We start from the raw sequence: 12,383 nt of genomic DNA on the forward strand, positions 1-12,383 counted from the left end.
ACCTCAGCGTTTGGCGCTGACATGCCAGTTCACCTGCATCTCAACGACCGTCTCACCCGCCTCATTCTGGATGTCGACCGCCACGTCAAAGGCGACTTTTCCGTCTTCTTGCAGCGCGGTCAGCAGCTCGGCCCCGGGGCGCGAGGTTTCGGCATGGGCGGTCAGCGTACCCTCGGCGATCTTTTTAAAGGTGATTTGCCCCATGGCCGCGACGGGGCGCATGTCCATAATCACCGGCGCAATCGCCCCTGCCATGGCAGCACCCGAGGCCGCTTCGCCCAAGGTGAACATCGCGCCTGCGTGCTGCGTGCCGATGTGGTTAGAGGTCTCATGCCGCTGCACCAGTTCGGCGCTGGCGGTGCCGTCGCCGATCTTGAGCAGTTTCACCCCGACATGGGCGGCAAAAGGCACGGCGGTGTCGAGATGGGCTTTGATCATGTCGTAGGGGGTCATGGCTGCGCTCCGTTCTAAGGTCGGCTCACTGTGGCAAAGCCGCGCGCGCGGCACAATCCTGCCGCCGGGTCACCGCGCGATGACAATATCTGCACGCAGCCCACCAAGCCGCGCCGATTCCCCCAGCCGCAGCACCCCGCCATGGGCGCGCGCAATGTCGGAGGCGATGGCAAGGCCCAGCCCAACGCCGCCGCCCTTGTCTTGATTGCGCGCAGGATCAAGCCGCGAGAACGGCCGCGTTGCCTCGTCGCGCCGCTCTTCCGGGATGCCGGGGCCGTCGTCTTCGACACGGATACGCAGGGTGCGGTCGCTCAGCATGACCGAGACTTCGGCCTGCGTGCCATAGCGCACGGCGTTGGAGATCAGGTTGTCCACCGCCCGGCGCATCGCCACTTTGCGCAGTTTCACAAAACCCTCGCCCGCACCTTCAGGCGGCAACAGCGTGACCTTGCGCCCGGTGCGCTGCGCGTCTTCAACAATAGCGCTGACGAACCGATGCGGCGCCACCTTCTCCGGCTCGCCCTCGGCGGCACCTTTGGCAAAGTTGAGAAACTCATCCAGCATCCGCTGCATGTCATCCACATCGGCCAGCAACGGGGTGGCATCCTCTTCATCGATCATCGACAGGCCAAGGCGCATACGGGTCAGCGGTGTGCGCAGATCGTGGCTTACCCCCGAGAGCATCATGGTCCGCTGCTCAATCTGCCGCTCAATCCGGGCGCGCATGTCAACGAAGGCATTGCCCGCCGCGCGGACTTCGACCGCGCCGGTGGGGGTATAGGGTTCATGCCGCCCCCGGCCAAAAGCCTCGGCCGCGCGGGCCAAGCGTTTGATAGGGCGCAGCTGGTTGCGCAGATAGATCGACGCGATAACGCTTAAAAGCACGCCGAAAAACACCGTGTAAACGAAAAGCTGGTGGGGGTTGGAGGCCGAGATCCGCCGCCGTTCAAACTGGATGCGCAACGGGCCATGCACACTCTCGATATAAAGCACGACAAAATCGTCATCGCTGAGGTCCACCGCTTCGATACCGTCCATCTTGCTGCGCAGACGAGGGATCAGCACCCGGCCCGAATAATCGTACCACAGCATGCTGTCTTCATCCGGCAGCGGAGGATTGGCGCGGGTCACCACGAAATCAAGCGGGCCCGCCCGCGCCTCTACCGCCATGGGCACCGATTGGGCATCGGGTGCCGTGCCGACCGCCAGCATGACCAGTTCCAACTCGCGCAGGACCGTGTCGGTCATCTGCCCGGTGACGCCTTCGAAATGTCGCTGGGCAAAGATCACCACAACGACCAACTGCAAAAACACCACCGGTAACAGCAAGATCAGCGCGGCGCGTCCGTAGATGCCGCGCGGCACATATCGTTTGAGCCAGGCAAAATTCATGGCTAGACCTTAGCCAGTCCCCTGCCCCAGCGAAAGGTGAAACCATGCTGCCGCCCGACAACTTCGACCCCGAGATTGGCCTTGCCGAAACCTTGGAGCCCGGGCTGCGCCGTATCGTGGCGCCCAACCCCTCGCCGATGACCTATCGCGGCACAAATACCTATCTTCTGGGCCAGTCCGAGGTTGCCGTGATCGACCCCGGCCCCGACAGCCCCGCGCATCTTGACGCGATCCTCGCCGCGCTCCAGCCGGGCCAGCGGATCAGCCATATCATTGTGACCCATACGCATCTCGACCATTCCCCCCTCGCGCGTCCCTTGGCCGCGCGGACCGGGGCCGAGGTCTGGGCTTTTGGCAACGCCACGGCGGGCCGGTCCCCAGCAATGCAGGGATTGGCCGAGGCGGGGCTGATGGGCGGTGGTGAAGGTGTGGATCACGGGTTTATCCCCGATCATACCTTGGCCGACGGTGACGTACTGGAGGGGGAAAGCTGGGCGCTGGAGGTGCTGCACACGCCGGGCCATATCGGCAATCACCTCTGCCTCGCTTGGGGGGACGCCTGTCTCACGGCGGATCACATCATGGGCTGGGCCACCTCGCTGGTCTCGCCGCCCGATGGGGATCTGACCGATTTCATGACCTCTTGCGAAAAGCTGGCTGCCCGACAGTGGCGTGTGTTCTACCCCGGCCACGGCGCGCCGGTCCTCGATCCCAACACGCGGCTCGACTGGTTGGTGGCGCACCGCCGCGCGCGGGAGGCGTCGATCCTTGAGGCGCTGAACGCCGGGCCTGCCACGGCTGAGGACCTCGCCCGCGTGATCTATACCGAGACCCCCGCCGCGCTTTTGGGGGCTGCCACGCGAAACGTGCTGGCGCATTTGGTCGATTTGACAGGCCGGGGCCGCGTTGCCCCGCGGGGCGTCTTGCACGCAGAGGCGCATTTCGCCCTTACCTCATAGGGAAAAACCGCGGATTCCGTCGCAAAATCGCAACAAATGCCTCAATCTGGGCGCAATTCGGCCCCTTTATGGACCTGAACCGCGCCCAAGCTGGTTGCGAGGGTGAGAGACATCAAACCCCAGCGAGCAGCAAAGGAGCTACCCGATGGCCCGACTTGACAGAACGCCGCAACCGCAAAAACCGAAGCCCGAGCAGACGCCCAAGGGCACCTCGGCCCAGCCACCGCAGCGTCCCACACCGTTGATTACCGATTACGCCAGCCTTTGAGCAGGCCCCGCGACGCGCCGGATGGGGCCGGTGCTTTGGGGGAACTTTGCAGCCTGACCGCGCGTTTGCAGCCTAGAGCAACACGCAAGGACAGATATGGAACCCCACGCCCCCTCTCACGAAGCCGACCTCGCCCGTCTGCGCCGTCTGGCGGTCAGCATGGACAGCGCCTTCAAATTGCCGATTGTCGGTGTGCGCATGGGATGGGATTCGATTTTGGGTTTCGTGCCCGTGGTGGGCGATACGCTCGCCCTGCTCCCTTCGGCCTATATCCTTAAAGAATCGCACCGGATGGGCGCGCCAAAGGGAATGCTGGCAAAGATGTTGGTAAACACCGGGATCGACTACGTTATCGGTTCGGTCCCGTTGGTGGGTGACCTCTTTGACATCGGCTGGAAATCCAAGCTGCGCAACGTCGATCTGCTGGAACGTCATCTAAAAGACCAAGCCGCCAAAGCGCCGCCGATGGGCGACGTCGAGGGGCGTATGTCATCGCATCACCCGACGCTCAATAACTGATCCCTAAACGCAAGAGGGCCGCCCAAAGGCGACCCTTTCAATCGTTTTCCGAAGAATGGTGGCTTAGCCGACCAGTTCCAGACCGGAGAAGAAGTAGGCGATCTCAACCGCTGCGGTTTCCGGTGCGTCGGAACCGTGCACGGAGTTTTCGCCAACGCTTTCAGCGAATTCTGCGCGGATGGTGCCTTCGGCGGCGTCCGCAGGGTTGGTGGCGCCCATGACTTCGCGGTTTTTCGCGATGGCGTTTTCACCTTCGAGAACCTGAGCAACGATCGGCGCGGAGGCCATGAACTCGCACAGTTCGTCGTAGAAGGGACGCTCAGCGTGCACCTTGTAGAACTCGCCCGCCTGCGCCTTTGTCAGGTGGATGCGCTTTTGTGCGACAACGCGCAGGCCAGCGTCTTCGAATTTCTTGACGATGGCGCCGGTCAGGTTGCGGCGGGTTGCGTCGGGCTTGATGATCGAGAAAGTGCGTTCGAGGGCCATTGGCTGTACTCCATAGCGGGTGTTGATTTGCGCGCTCCCTAGCATGGGGTCTAACACATGAAAAGCCGTGATTGACCTTCGGCCCGGCTTGCTCCAAACGGCGTGCATGTTACGCATTTCAGAAATCAACTACTCCGTCGAAGGCCGCCCTCTGTTTGAGGAAGCCTCCGCCGTGATCCCCGAGGGCCACAAGGTGGGCATCGTCGGGCGCAATGGCGCGGGCAAGACCACGCTGTTCAAGATCATCCGTGGCGAGCTGTCGCTCGACAGTGGCGACATCTCTCTGCCGTCCCGCGCCAAGATCGGCGGCGTGGCGCAGGAAGTGCCCTCATCCGAGACCTCGTTGATCGACACGGTGCTGGCTGCCGATGTGGAGCGTGCCCGGCTGATGCTAGAGGCCGAAACCGCCGAAGACCCGACCCGCATCGCCGACATCCAGACCCGTCTGGCCGATATCGACGCTTGGTCCGCCGAAGGCCGCGCCGCGTCGATCCTCAAAGGTCTGGGCTTTGACGACGAAGAACAACAGATGCCCTGCTCTGCCTTTTCCGGCGGTTGGCGGATGCGCGTGGCGCTGGCCGCCGTACTTTTTGCCCAGCCTGACCTGCTGCTGCTCGACGAGCCGACCAACTACCTCGACCTTGAAGGTGCGCTGTGGCTGGAAAGCTATCTGGCAAAGTACCCGCATACGGTGCTGATCATCAGCCACGACCGCGGTCTGTTGAACCGCGCCGTGGGCGGTATCTTGCACCTCGAAGACCGCAAGCTGACGTATTATCAGGGTCCCTATGACCAATTCGCCCGCCAGCGCGCCGAGAAACGCGCGTTGCAGGCGGCGATGGCCAAGAAACAACAGGCCCGCCGCGATCACATGCAAAGCTTCGTGGATCGTTTCAAGGCCAAAGCCTCCAAGGCGAAACAGGCGCAATCGCGTCTGAAGATGATCGAGAAGATGGATATGATCACCGCGCCCGAGGATGTGGCGCGCAAGGTCTTCACCTTCCCTGAGCCCGAGGAACTCTCGCCGCCGATTATCAATATCGAGAACGGCTCGGTCGGCTATAGCGACGACAACCCGGTGCTGACCCGTCTGAACCTGCGCATCGACCAAGACGACCGTATCGCGCTCTTGGGCAAGAACGGTCAGGGCAAATCAACGCTGGCCAAGCTTTTGTCGGACCGTTTGCCGCTGATGGCCGGGCGGCAGGTCAACTCCTCCAAGCTGCGGGTGGGCTTCTTTGCCCAGCACCAAGTGGACGAGCTGATCGTCGAAGAGACGCCGCTGCAACATATGATCGCCGCCCGCCCTGGTGTGATGCAATCGAAACTGCGCGCGCAATTGGCGGGCTTTGGTCTTGGCCCGGAACAGGCCGAGACCGAGGTGGGCCGACTGTCAGGCGGGCAGAAGGCGCGGCTTTCGCTGCTGCTGGCCACGCTGCACGCCCCGCATCTGCTGATCCTCGATGAGCCGACCAACCACCTCGACATCGAAAGCCGCGAGGCGCTGGTCGAGGCGCTGACGCGCTACTCGGGTGCGGTGATCCTTGTCAGCCACGACATGCACCTATTGTCGCTGGTGGCCGACCGGCTTTGGCTTGTATCGAACGGCACGGTCAAACCCTATGAGGAAGACCTCGAAGCCTATCGCAAGATGCTGCTGACACCCGAAAAGCCTGTCAGCAAGAACCCATCGAAACAGCCCAAAGAAGCCCCCAAACCCAAACGCGCCAGCCGCGATGAGGTGCTGGCCCTGCGCAGCGAAGTCCGCAAGGCCGAAGCACGCATGGAAAAAATCAACGAGATGCGCGACAAGCTGGCCAAGAAACTGGCCGATCCGGCGCTCTACGAAGATGCCAAGACCGGCGAGCTTGAGGTCTGGAACAAGAAATACGCTGAAGTGATGGAAGCGCTGGAGCGTGCGGAGAGCCTCTGGGTCGGCGCGCAAGAAAAGCTGGAGAAAGCCACAGCCTGACCCAGCAAGGCCCAATTTATCACATCGCGGGGGTCGCCTAAGGGGCGGCCCTCGTGCATTCTGGCAAGAAGCCCCGCGCCAAGGAAGACCTATGACCCTCGACACCGCCTATATGATCACCGCCCTCGTCACGATGTTCGTGGTGATCGACCCCATCGCCATCGCGCCGGTCTTCCTTGCCTTGACCCGTGGGATGAGCAATGCACAACGCCGCCTGATCGCATGGCGCGCGGTGGGTGTGGCGGGCTTGGTGCTGTTGATCTTTGCCGCCTTTGGCGAGGCGGTGCTGGGCTTTATCGGCATCTCAATGCCCGCCTTCCGTGTGGCGGGCGGCATTCTTTTGTTCATCACCGCGCTCGACATGCTGTTCGACCGCCGCACCAAACGCCGCGAAGACCGCGCGGATGAGGATGACCACGACGATCCGTCGGTTTTCCCTATGGCCATTCCGCTGATCGCTGGCCCCGGCTCCATCGCCTCGGTGATCCTGCTGACGGGTGAAAAACCGGGCGGCGAAGGGCTGCTGACCATCATCGTGATCACCGCGCTGACGCTGGTGGTCATGGCGTTGACGATGCAGGTCAGCGGCGCGCTAGAGCGGGCGATGGGCAAGACCGGCATCAACATCATCACCCGTCTGCTGGGCATGTTGCTGGCGGCCCTCTCGGTTCAATTCGTGCTCGATGGACTGGCGGCCTTTGGTTTTGGCCCCGGCCCCACGCCCGGCTGACATTTGCCCGGCCCCTTCCTATATGAGGTGTAAGGGGGCGCATTCATGGCCGAAATCGATACAGCACATCTGATCTACCTCATCGTTCTGCTGGCGATGCTGGCGGGCTGGTTCTTTTTGCAAAGCCGGCCCAATATGAACAAGACGCTGCAACAGGCGGCGGTCTGGGGGCTGATCTTTACCGGCGCGGCGGCCGGGGTCGGCCTGTGGCAAGACATCACCCGCGACACCGCCCGCCAACAGCTCTCCGTCAACCAAGAGGGTGAGATCGTCCTGCCGCGCGGGCGCGATGGGCATTACTACCTGACGGCCCAGATCAACGGTGCTTCGGTGCGTTTCGTCGTCGACACCGGCGCGTCTGATATCGTCTTGACCAAATCCGACGCCGCGCGGATTGGCATTGACCCCGAGGGGCTTGATTACCTTGGCCGCGCGGGCACCGCCAATGGCGAGACGCGCACCGCTTTCGTGCGGCTGGACGAGGTCGTGGTGGGCGAGGCGGTTGACCGCAATGTTCCCGCGGTGGTGAATGACGGGGTCATGTCCCAATCGCTTTTGGGGATGGGATACCTGCAACGCTGGGGCCGGATCGAGATCAGCGGCGGTGAGCTGCGCTTAAGCCGGTGATTTGGGGCAGAACCTTGCCCGAAATGCGAAAAGAAGAATCAAACTCGCCGCAAAATGACGCCGCATTCGCCGTGAATTGAACAGGTTTCCGCCCTTTTGGGCAGATACCTGTAAGGCACAACTGTACCCAATTTTGGAGAACGTGCTGCTATGCTGAGCAATATTATGGGTGGGTCAACTGCCTACCAACAAAGCAACAAACCCGCCAAGGCGGAAAAGGCTGAAAAGCCTGAGAAAACCAAGAACGAAGCCCCGCAGGCAGAAGCAAAACCCGCCAGCGAAGGGCAGACCACGCAAAACAGCGCGGCAGCCCAAGAGGCGTCCAAACCTCAGTCCGTGCAAGCCCCGGCCAAGACCGAAGCGGTGCAAACCGTAGCACAGGCAAAGCCGACCGAGACGGCCCCAAAGGCCACGACAGCGGATAACGAAGCCTTTGCCCGTGCGGCCGCACAGCGCAGCGTCGACAGCCAGCGCACCCGCGCCTTGCTGGATACGATCGCACCGGTGAACAACAGCGCGGTCGAAGCTGCCAAATCCTACGTCAGCAAGGTCGAACCGGATGCGCCAGAGGCCACCGCAAGCAAAGCCACGGCTGCCGCGAAACCCGCCCTCGACAAAGCGGCCTGACCAGCAGTCAGGGGCGGCGGCCTTGCGGCCCTGCCCCTGCTCCGCTGGCCTTTAGGTCTCGGCCTTCTTTTCCCAGCGACCACTTTCCTCAGACCAATATTGCGCCGACGCGCCTTCGGATTTCAGCCGCTTCCACAGGCCGCGTGCTTGATCCAGCGCCACGGGGTCATGCCCGTCGAACAATACGCAGACCCGTTGCAGCGACGCGATCTCTTCGGCGGTGACATCGGCACCATGCACCGCCATCAAACAGTCCGCGCGATTGGGCGTGCCATCCTCCAAGGTCAGCAACACCGGTTGCTCTGCATCCTGCGGCCCGCCCGCCATGCCATGGGGCAGAAAACTGTCGTCCGAATAGGTCCAAAGCGCCCGGTCAAGCGCTTGCAGCCCCGCATGATCGGTCCCGCGCAGGGCCACGCGCCACCCGTTGGCGAGCGACTTTTCCAGCAGCATCGTCAGCGTCTCGACCAGAGGTCGCTGGGTCAGGTGGTAGAAGTAAGCCGCCCCCATATCCGGCTCAGCCCTTCTCGAAACGGTCGGCGACCAGTCGGTTCAGCGCCGCCACGCCCCAGCCCGTCGCGCCCGCGGGGGCCAATGTGCTCTCGGACTTCAGCGAGGCGACCCCAGCGATGTCGAGGTGAATCCAAGGTGTCTCATCCTTGACGAAGCGCTTAAGGAATTGTGCCGCCGTGATCGACCCCGCCGGACGCCCGCCGATGTTTTTCATATCGGCGATCCGGCTTTTCAACTGATCGTCATAGCCTTGCCCCAGCGGCAGACGCCATGCGCCCTCGCCTTCACTCTCGGCGGCCTTCAGGAAATCGTTGCACAGCCCGTCGTCGTTCGAAAAGACGCCAGCGTTTTCATGACCCAGTCCGATAATGACCGCGCCCGTCAGCGTCGCCAGGTCGATCATCGCGGCAGGTTTGAAGCGGTCTTGCGCGTACCACATCACATCGCAAAGCACCAAACGCCCCTCGGCGTCGGTGTTGATGACCTCCACCGTGTCGCCTTTCATGGTTGTGATCACATCGCCCGGACGGGTCGCATTGCCCGAAGGCATATTCTCGACAATGCCCACCAGTCCGACAACATTCGCCTTGGCCTTGCGCAGCGCCAGCGTGCGCATCACGCCCGAAACAACGCCTGCGCCGCCCATGTCCATGGTCATGTCTTCCATGCCCGCGCCGGGTTTGAGGCTGATGCCGCCGGTGTCAAAGACAACGCCCTTACCAACCAGCGCCAGCGGGGCCGCATCATCTGTGCCGCCATCCCACCGCATCACGACGACTTTGGAAGGGCTGTCAGACCCCTGCCCCACAGACAAAAGCGTGCGCATACCAAGGCTTGCAAGCTCTTCCTCATCCAGCACTTCAACTTTAAGGCCCAAGCTCTCCATTTCCGCCAGACGTTCGGCGAAATTGGTTGTGGTCAGGATGTTGGCAGGCGCGTTGGTCAGATCGCGCGTCATGAAAGCGCCCTCGGCCACCGCCATCAACGGCGCTGCGGCCTCGCGGGCCTCCTCGGGTTTGGAGCACATCACCTCAACACTGCCTTTACGCGGCTTGGGCGCGGATTTGTGATCTTCGAACCCATAGTCCCGCATTGCCAAACCAAAGGCCACATCCGCCACCCGGCGGGTCGCGGCAGCGAGTATCAGCATATCACTGTCGCCCCGGCGCTTGGCCAGCGCGGCCCCGGCTTTGCGCGCGGTCATCACATCGGCTCGGCGCGGCATGTGGATCACATCCACCGCCTCTGCTGCCATGCCAGCGGGATAGCCCATGCTGAGCATGTCACCGGGTTTCAGCGCTGCGAAACGCTCACCTTCCATCAGCCGCTGCAAGGCGCCTTTGGTCAGCCGATTGACCCGCCGCGCGCCGGCATCGAGCCGCCCCTCAGGTTCAAGAAACACCGCGACCCGACCGGAATGCCCCGCGATACGGTCGATGTCGGTCTCGGCGAAAGTGATGGGGGTCAGATCGGTCATGGCGTGCCTCATGGTTGATTTTGCCCCAGACCTATCGCGACGCGCCGCGCATGGCCAGATAGCAGTTTTCCCGCCCCGCGAATTGCTTTAGGATCTGCACAAAGGCCGTCAGAGCATCTCGGGGGATCAGAGTGGCAAGAATTGACCGCTACATGCTGTCGCAACTTCTGGTTATGTTCGGCTTTTTCGCTCTGGTGCTGGTGGCGCTGTTCTGGATCAACCGCGCGGTGGTCCTATTCGACCGTTTGATCGGCGATGGCCAATCTGCACTGGTGTTTTTGGAGTTCACGGCCCTTGGCCTGCCCAAGCTCATCGTCACCGTCCTGCCCATCGCGACCTTTGCCGCTTCGGTCTATGTGACCAACCGCATGTCGGGCGAATCTGAGTTGACCGTGCTGCAGGCCGCAGGCTCGGGCCCATGGCGGTTGGCTTGGCCTGTCTTTGTCTTCGGGCTGTGTGTGGCGGTGATGATGACGGTGCTCAGCCATTTTCTGGTGCCCATGGCGCAGGGTCAGTTGAAACAGCGCGAGGCCGAGATCTCGCGCAATCTCACCGCGCGACTGCTGACAGAGGGGACTTTTCTACACCCTTCCGACGATGTGACCTTCTACACCCGGGCCATCGACAACGATGGAGTGCTGCGTGATGTTTTCCTGTCGGATCGGCGCAAGGCCGATGAGGGGGTGATCTATACCGCCGCCGAAGCCTATCTGGCGCGCAATGGCGATAGCACGACGCTGATCATGCTCAGCGGTATGGCGCAGCGGCTGGACACCGAACGCAACCGTTTGGCCACGGCCAAATTCCGCGACTTTTCCTTTGATATCTCCCCTCTGGTCAGCAGTGGCGATGCGATCGACCCGTCGGTCAGCGCCATGGTGACCCCCGATCTGCTTTGGAATTGGGCCGGGGTTGCGGCGCAAACTGACACCACAGCGGGCGTCGTCGCCGAAGAACTGCATGGCCGTTTTGCGCAACCGCTGTTTTGCCTCGTCGCAGCGATGATCGGTTTTGCCACTTTGATCCTTGGCGGCTTTTCCCGTTTTGGCGTCTGGCGCGAGGCGGTGATCGCCTTTGGCCTGCTCATCGCCATTGACGGGCTGCGGGGCACGATGGTGGTGCAAATCCGTGAGACCGCGGCCCTCTGGCCGCTGGCCTACCTGCCCTCGCTTATCGGGGCCGTGCTGACGCTGGCAATGCTATGGCAGGCGGCACATCCGCGCTGGATAAGGCGGCGGCTACGTGGCAAAGGGGCGGCCGCATGATCCTCCATCTCTACTTCGCCCGCCGCTTTTTCATGAGCTTTCTCGTCATCACCGGGGTGCTGGCCGCCTTGGTGATGCTGGTCGATGGTGTGGATCAGGCCCGGCGCTTTGCCGATGATGATGTGGGCTGGGATCAGGTCTTGGGGATGACGCTGCTGCACATGCCGCAGACCATCAATATGATCCTGCCGCTGATCATGATCCTTGCCACGGTGGCGCTTTTCATCGGTCTTGCGCGGTCCTCGGAGTTGGTGGTGACCCGTGCCGCAGGCCGCTCTGCCCTGCGCGCGCTGGTGGCACCGGTGGTGGTGGCGCTGATCATCGGCACGTTGGCGGTGGCCTTTCTCAACCCCATCGTCGCCGCGACCAGTGAACGGGCCGAGCAACTGACTCAGAAATACCGCTCCAACGGTCGCTCGGCCCTGTCGGTGAGCGACGAGGGGCTTTGGCTGCGTCAGGGCACGGAAGAAGGCCAATCGGTCATTCGCGCGTGGCGCACCAACAGCGATGCCTCCGTTCTCTATAATGTGACGATCATCAGCTATGACGCCGAGAAAGGTCCGATCCGCCGGATCGAAGCCGAAAGCGCGCAGCTGAGCGGTGGCGACTGGGAATTGACCGGGGCCAAGATTTGGCCGCTGGAGGCCGGGGTGAACGCCGAAGGCGCCTCTGAAGAGCATGAGACCCTGACCATCCCCTCATCCCTGACCGTTGAGCGCATCCGCGAGAGCATTGGCCGGGTGGCTGCCGTGTCCATCTACGAGCTGCCAGAGTTTATCCGCCAGTTGGAACAGGCGGGCTTCAGCACGCGCCAGCATGAGGTCTGGTTGCAGGCCGAACTGGCGCGGCCCTTCTTTCTGGTCGCCATGGTTCTGGTTGCGAGCGCATTCACCATGCGCCATACCCGCTTTGGGGGGACCGGCGTTGCTGTGCTGGCCTCGATTTTGCTGGGGTTCGGTTTGTATTTCATTCGCAGTTTCGCACAGATCCTTGGCGAAAACGGCCAGATCCCCGTGATACTCGCCGCTTGGGCACCGCCCGTGGCCGCGATTTTTCTGGCGTTAGGCCTGCTTTTGCACGCGGAGGATGGCTGAC

14 protein-coding genes are annotated in these 12,383 nt (G+C 62.4%); 9 read left to right on the plus strand and 5 right to left on the minus strand.

Features of this window, described 5'->3' with window-relative positions; all coding sequences use genetic code 11:
* Positions 1-3: 3 nt before the first annotated feature.
* Together R1T45_RS14010 and R1T45_RS14015 are read right to left on the minus strand one after the other, a co-directional pair.
* On the minus strand, positions 4-453 hold the full coding sequence (locus tag R1T45_RS14010) for a DUF4442 domain-containing protein (RefSeq protein WP_067629061.1): 450 nt from the start codon (positions 451-453) through the stop codon (positions 4-6).
* Between the two features lie 69 nt (positions 454-522).
* Positions 523-1,845, minus strand: a complete 1,323-nt coding sequence (locus tag R1T45_RS14015; RefSeq protein ID WP_317389363.1) for an ATP-binding protein — start codon at positions 1,843-1,845, stop codon at positions 523-525.
* Positions 1,846-1,889: 44 nt separating this feature from the next.
* Between R1T45_RS14015 and R1T45_RS14020 the strand changes: the two genes are divergently transcribed.
* From R1T45_RS14020 to R1T45_RS14030, 3 genes are all read left to right on the plus strand, one after another.
* The gene (locus R1T45_RS14020; protein ID WP_317389364.1) at positions 1,890-2,804 is read left to right on the plus strand and encodes an MBL fold metallo-hydrolase; all 915 of its coding nucleotides are present in this window, start codon (positions 1,890-1,892) and stop codon (positions 2,802-2,804) included.
* Positions 2,805-2,949: 145 nt separating this feature from the next.
* The gene (locus R1T45_RS14025; RefSeq protein ID WP_259980958.1) at positions 2,950-3,072 is read left to right on the plus strand and encodes a hypothetical protein; all 123 of its coding nucleotides are present in this window, start codon (positions 2,950-2,952) and stop codon (positions 3,070-3,072) included.
* 96 nt (positions 3,073-3,168) lie between these two features.
* Positions 3,169-3,591: a DUF4112 domain-containing protein gene (locus tag R1T45_RS14030; RefSeq protein ID WP_317389365.1), complete on the plus strand. Its 423-nt coding sequence runs from the start codon at positions 3,169-3,171 to the stop codon at positions 3,589-3,591.
* 63 nt (positions 3,592-3,654) lie between these two features.
* On the opposite strand, the gene ndk is transcribed toward R1T45_RS14030, so the two are convergent.
* On the minus strand, positions 3,655-4,077 hold the full coding sequence (ndk, locus tag R1T45_RS14035) for a nucleoside-diphosphate kinase (protein ID WP_067266630.1): 423 nt from the start codon (positions 4,075-4,077) through the stop codon (positions 3,655-3,657).
* A 106-nt stretch (positions 4,078-4,183) separates the two neighbouring features.
* Between ndk and R1T45_RS14040 the strand changes: the two genes are divergently transcribed.
* The 4 genes from R1T45_RS14040 to R1T45_RS14055 all read left to right on the plus strand — a co-directional run bounded on the left by R1T45_RS14040 (position 4,184) and on the right by R1T45_RS14055 (position 8,033).
* Positions 4,184-6,049, plus strand: coding sequence for an ABC-F family ATP-binding cassette domain-containing protein (locus R1T45_RS14040; RefSeq protein WP_067629091.1), 1,866 nt, complete (start codon positions 4,184-4,186; stop codon positions 6,047-6,049).
* A 91-nt stretch (positions 6,050-6,140) separates the two neighbouring features.
* Complete coding sequence (locus tag R1T45_RS14045) at positions 6,141-6,779, plus strand: MarC family protein (RefSeq protein WP_067629053.1); 639 nt, start codon at positions 6,141-6,143, stop codon at positions 6,777-6,779.
* Between the two features lie 45 nt (positions 6,780-6,824).
* A complete protein-coding gene (locus R1T45_RS14050; RefSeq protein ID WP_132443432.1) occupies positions 6,825-7,406 on the plus strand; it encodes a TIGR02281 family clan AA aspartic protease in 582 nt (193 codons plus the stop codon).
* A gap of 150 nt (positions 7,407-7,556) precedes the next feature.
* Positions 7,557-8,033 carry a hypothetical protein gene (locus R1T45_RS14055; RefSeq protein ID WP_317389366.1) on the plus strand — a complete coding sequence of 159 codons (477 nt, stop codon included), beginning with the start codon at positions 7,557-7,559 and terminating at the stop codon, positions 8,031-8,033.
* Positions 8,034-8,084: 51 nt separating this feature from the next.
* Here the strand turns inward: R1T45_RS14055 and R1T45_RS14060 are convergent, their stop codons facing one another.
* Positions 8,085-8,543: a DNA polymerase III subunit chi gene (locus R1T45_RS14060; protein WP_120351029.1), complete on the minus strand. Its 459-nt coding sequence runs from the start codon at positions 8,541-8,543 to the stop codon at positions 8,085-8,087.
* A 7-nt stretch (positions 8,544-8,550) separates the two neighbouring features.
* Entirely contained in the window at positions 8,551-10,023 is a 1,473-nt protein-coding gene (locus R1T45_RS14065) for a leucyl aminopeptidase (protein ID WP_317389367.1), read from the minus strand.
* Between the two features lie 131 nt (positions 10,024-10,154).
* Between R1T45_RS14065 and lptF the strand changes: the two genes are divergently transcribed.
* Together lptF and lptG are read left to right on the plus strand one after the other, a co-directional pair.
* The gene (gene lptF / locus R1T45_RS14070) at positions 10,155-11,288 is read left to right on the plus strand and encodes an LPS export ABC transporter permease LptF (RefSeq protein ID WP_259944167.1); all 1,134 of its coding nucleotides are present in this window, start codon (positions 10,155-10,157) and stop codon (positions 11,286-11,288) included.
* Entirely contained in the window at positions 11,285-12,382 is a 1,098-nt protein-coding gene (gene lptG, locus R1T45_RS14075) for an LPS export ABC transporter permease LptG (protein ID WP_120351026.1), read from the plus strand. The genes lptF and lptG overlap by 4 nt, the downstream gene beginning before the upstream one ends.
* Position 12,383 lies beyond the last annotated feature (1 nt).

Origin of the sequence: Sulfitobacter sp. LC.270.F.C4, assembly GCF_032922545.1 — a bacterium.
Lineage (GTDB): Bacteria > Pseudomonadota > Alphaproteobacteria > Rhodobacterales > Rhodobacteraceae > Sulfitobacter > Sulfitobacter profundi.

Coding starts and splice junctions, on each gene's coding strand:
- R1T45_RS14040 (WP_067629091.1), top strand. CDS start 4,184: ATGTTACGCATTTCAGAAATCAACTACTCCGTCGAAGGCCGCCCTCTG.
- ndk (WP_067266630.1), bottom strand. CDS start 4,077: ATGGCCCTCGAACGCACTTTCTCGATCATCAAGCCCGACGCAACCCGC.
- R1T45_RS14020 (WP_317389364.1), top strand. CDS start 1,890: ATGCTGCCGCCCGACAACTTCGACCCCGAGATTGGCCTTGCCGAAACC.
- R1T45_RS14010 (WP_067629061.1), bottom strand. CDS start 453: ATGACCCCCTACGACATGATCAAAGCCCATCTCGACACCGCCGTGCCT.
- R1T45_RS14055 (WP_317389366.1), top strand. CDS start 7,557: ATGCTGAGCAATATTATGGGTGGGTCAACTGCCTACCAACAAAGCAAC.
- R1T45_RS14030 (WP_317389365.1), top strand. CDS start 3,169: ATGGAACCCCACGCCCCCTCTCACGAAGCCGACCTCGCCCGTCTGCGC.
- R1T45_RS14050 (WP_132443432.1), top strand. CDS start 6,825: ATGGCCGAAATCGATACAGCACATCTGATCTACCTCATCGTTCTGCTG.
- R1T45_RS14015 (WP_317389363.1), bottom strand. CDS start 1,845: ATGAATTTTGCCTGGCTCAAACGATATGTGCCGCGCGGCATCTACGGA.
- R1T45_RS14045 (WP_067629053.1), top strand. CDS start 6,141: ATGACCCTCGACACCGCCTATATGATCACCGCCCTCGTCACGATGTTC.
- R1T45_RS14060 (WP_120351029.1), bottom strand. CDS start 8,543: ATGGGGGCGGCTTACTTCTACCACCTGACCCAGCGACCTCTGGTCGAG.
- R1T45_RS14065 (WP_317389367.1), bottom strand. CDS start 10,023: ATGACCGATCTGACCCCCATCACTTTCGCCGAGACCGACATCGACCGT.
- lptG (WP_120351026.1), top strand. CDS start 11,285: ATGATCCTCCATCTCTACTTCGCCCGCCGCTTTTTCATGAGCTTTCTC.
- R1T45_RS14025 (WP_259980958.1), top strand. CDS start 2,950: ATGGCCCGACTTGACAGAACGCCGCAACCGCAAAAACCGAAGCCCGAG.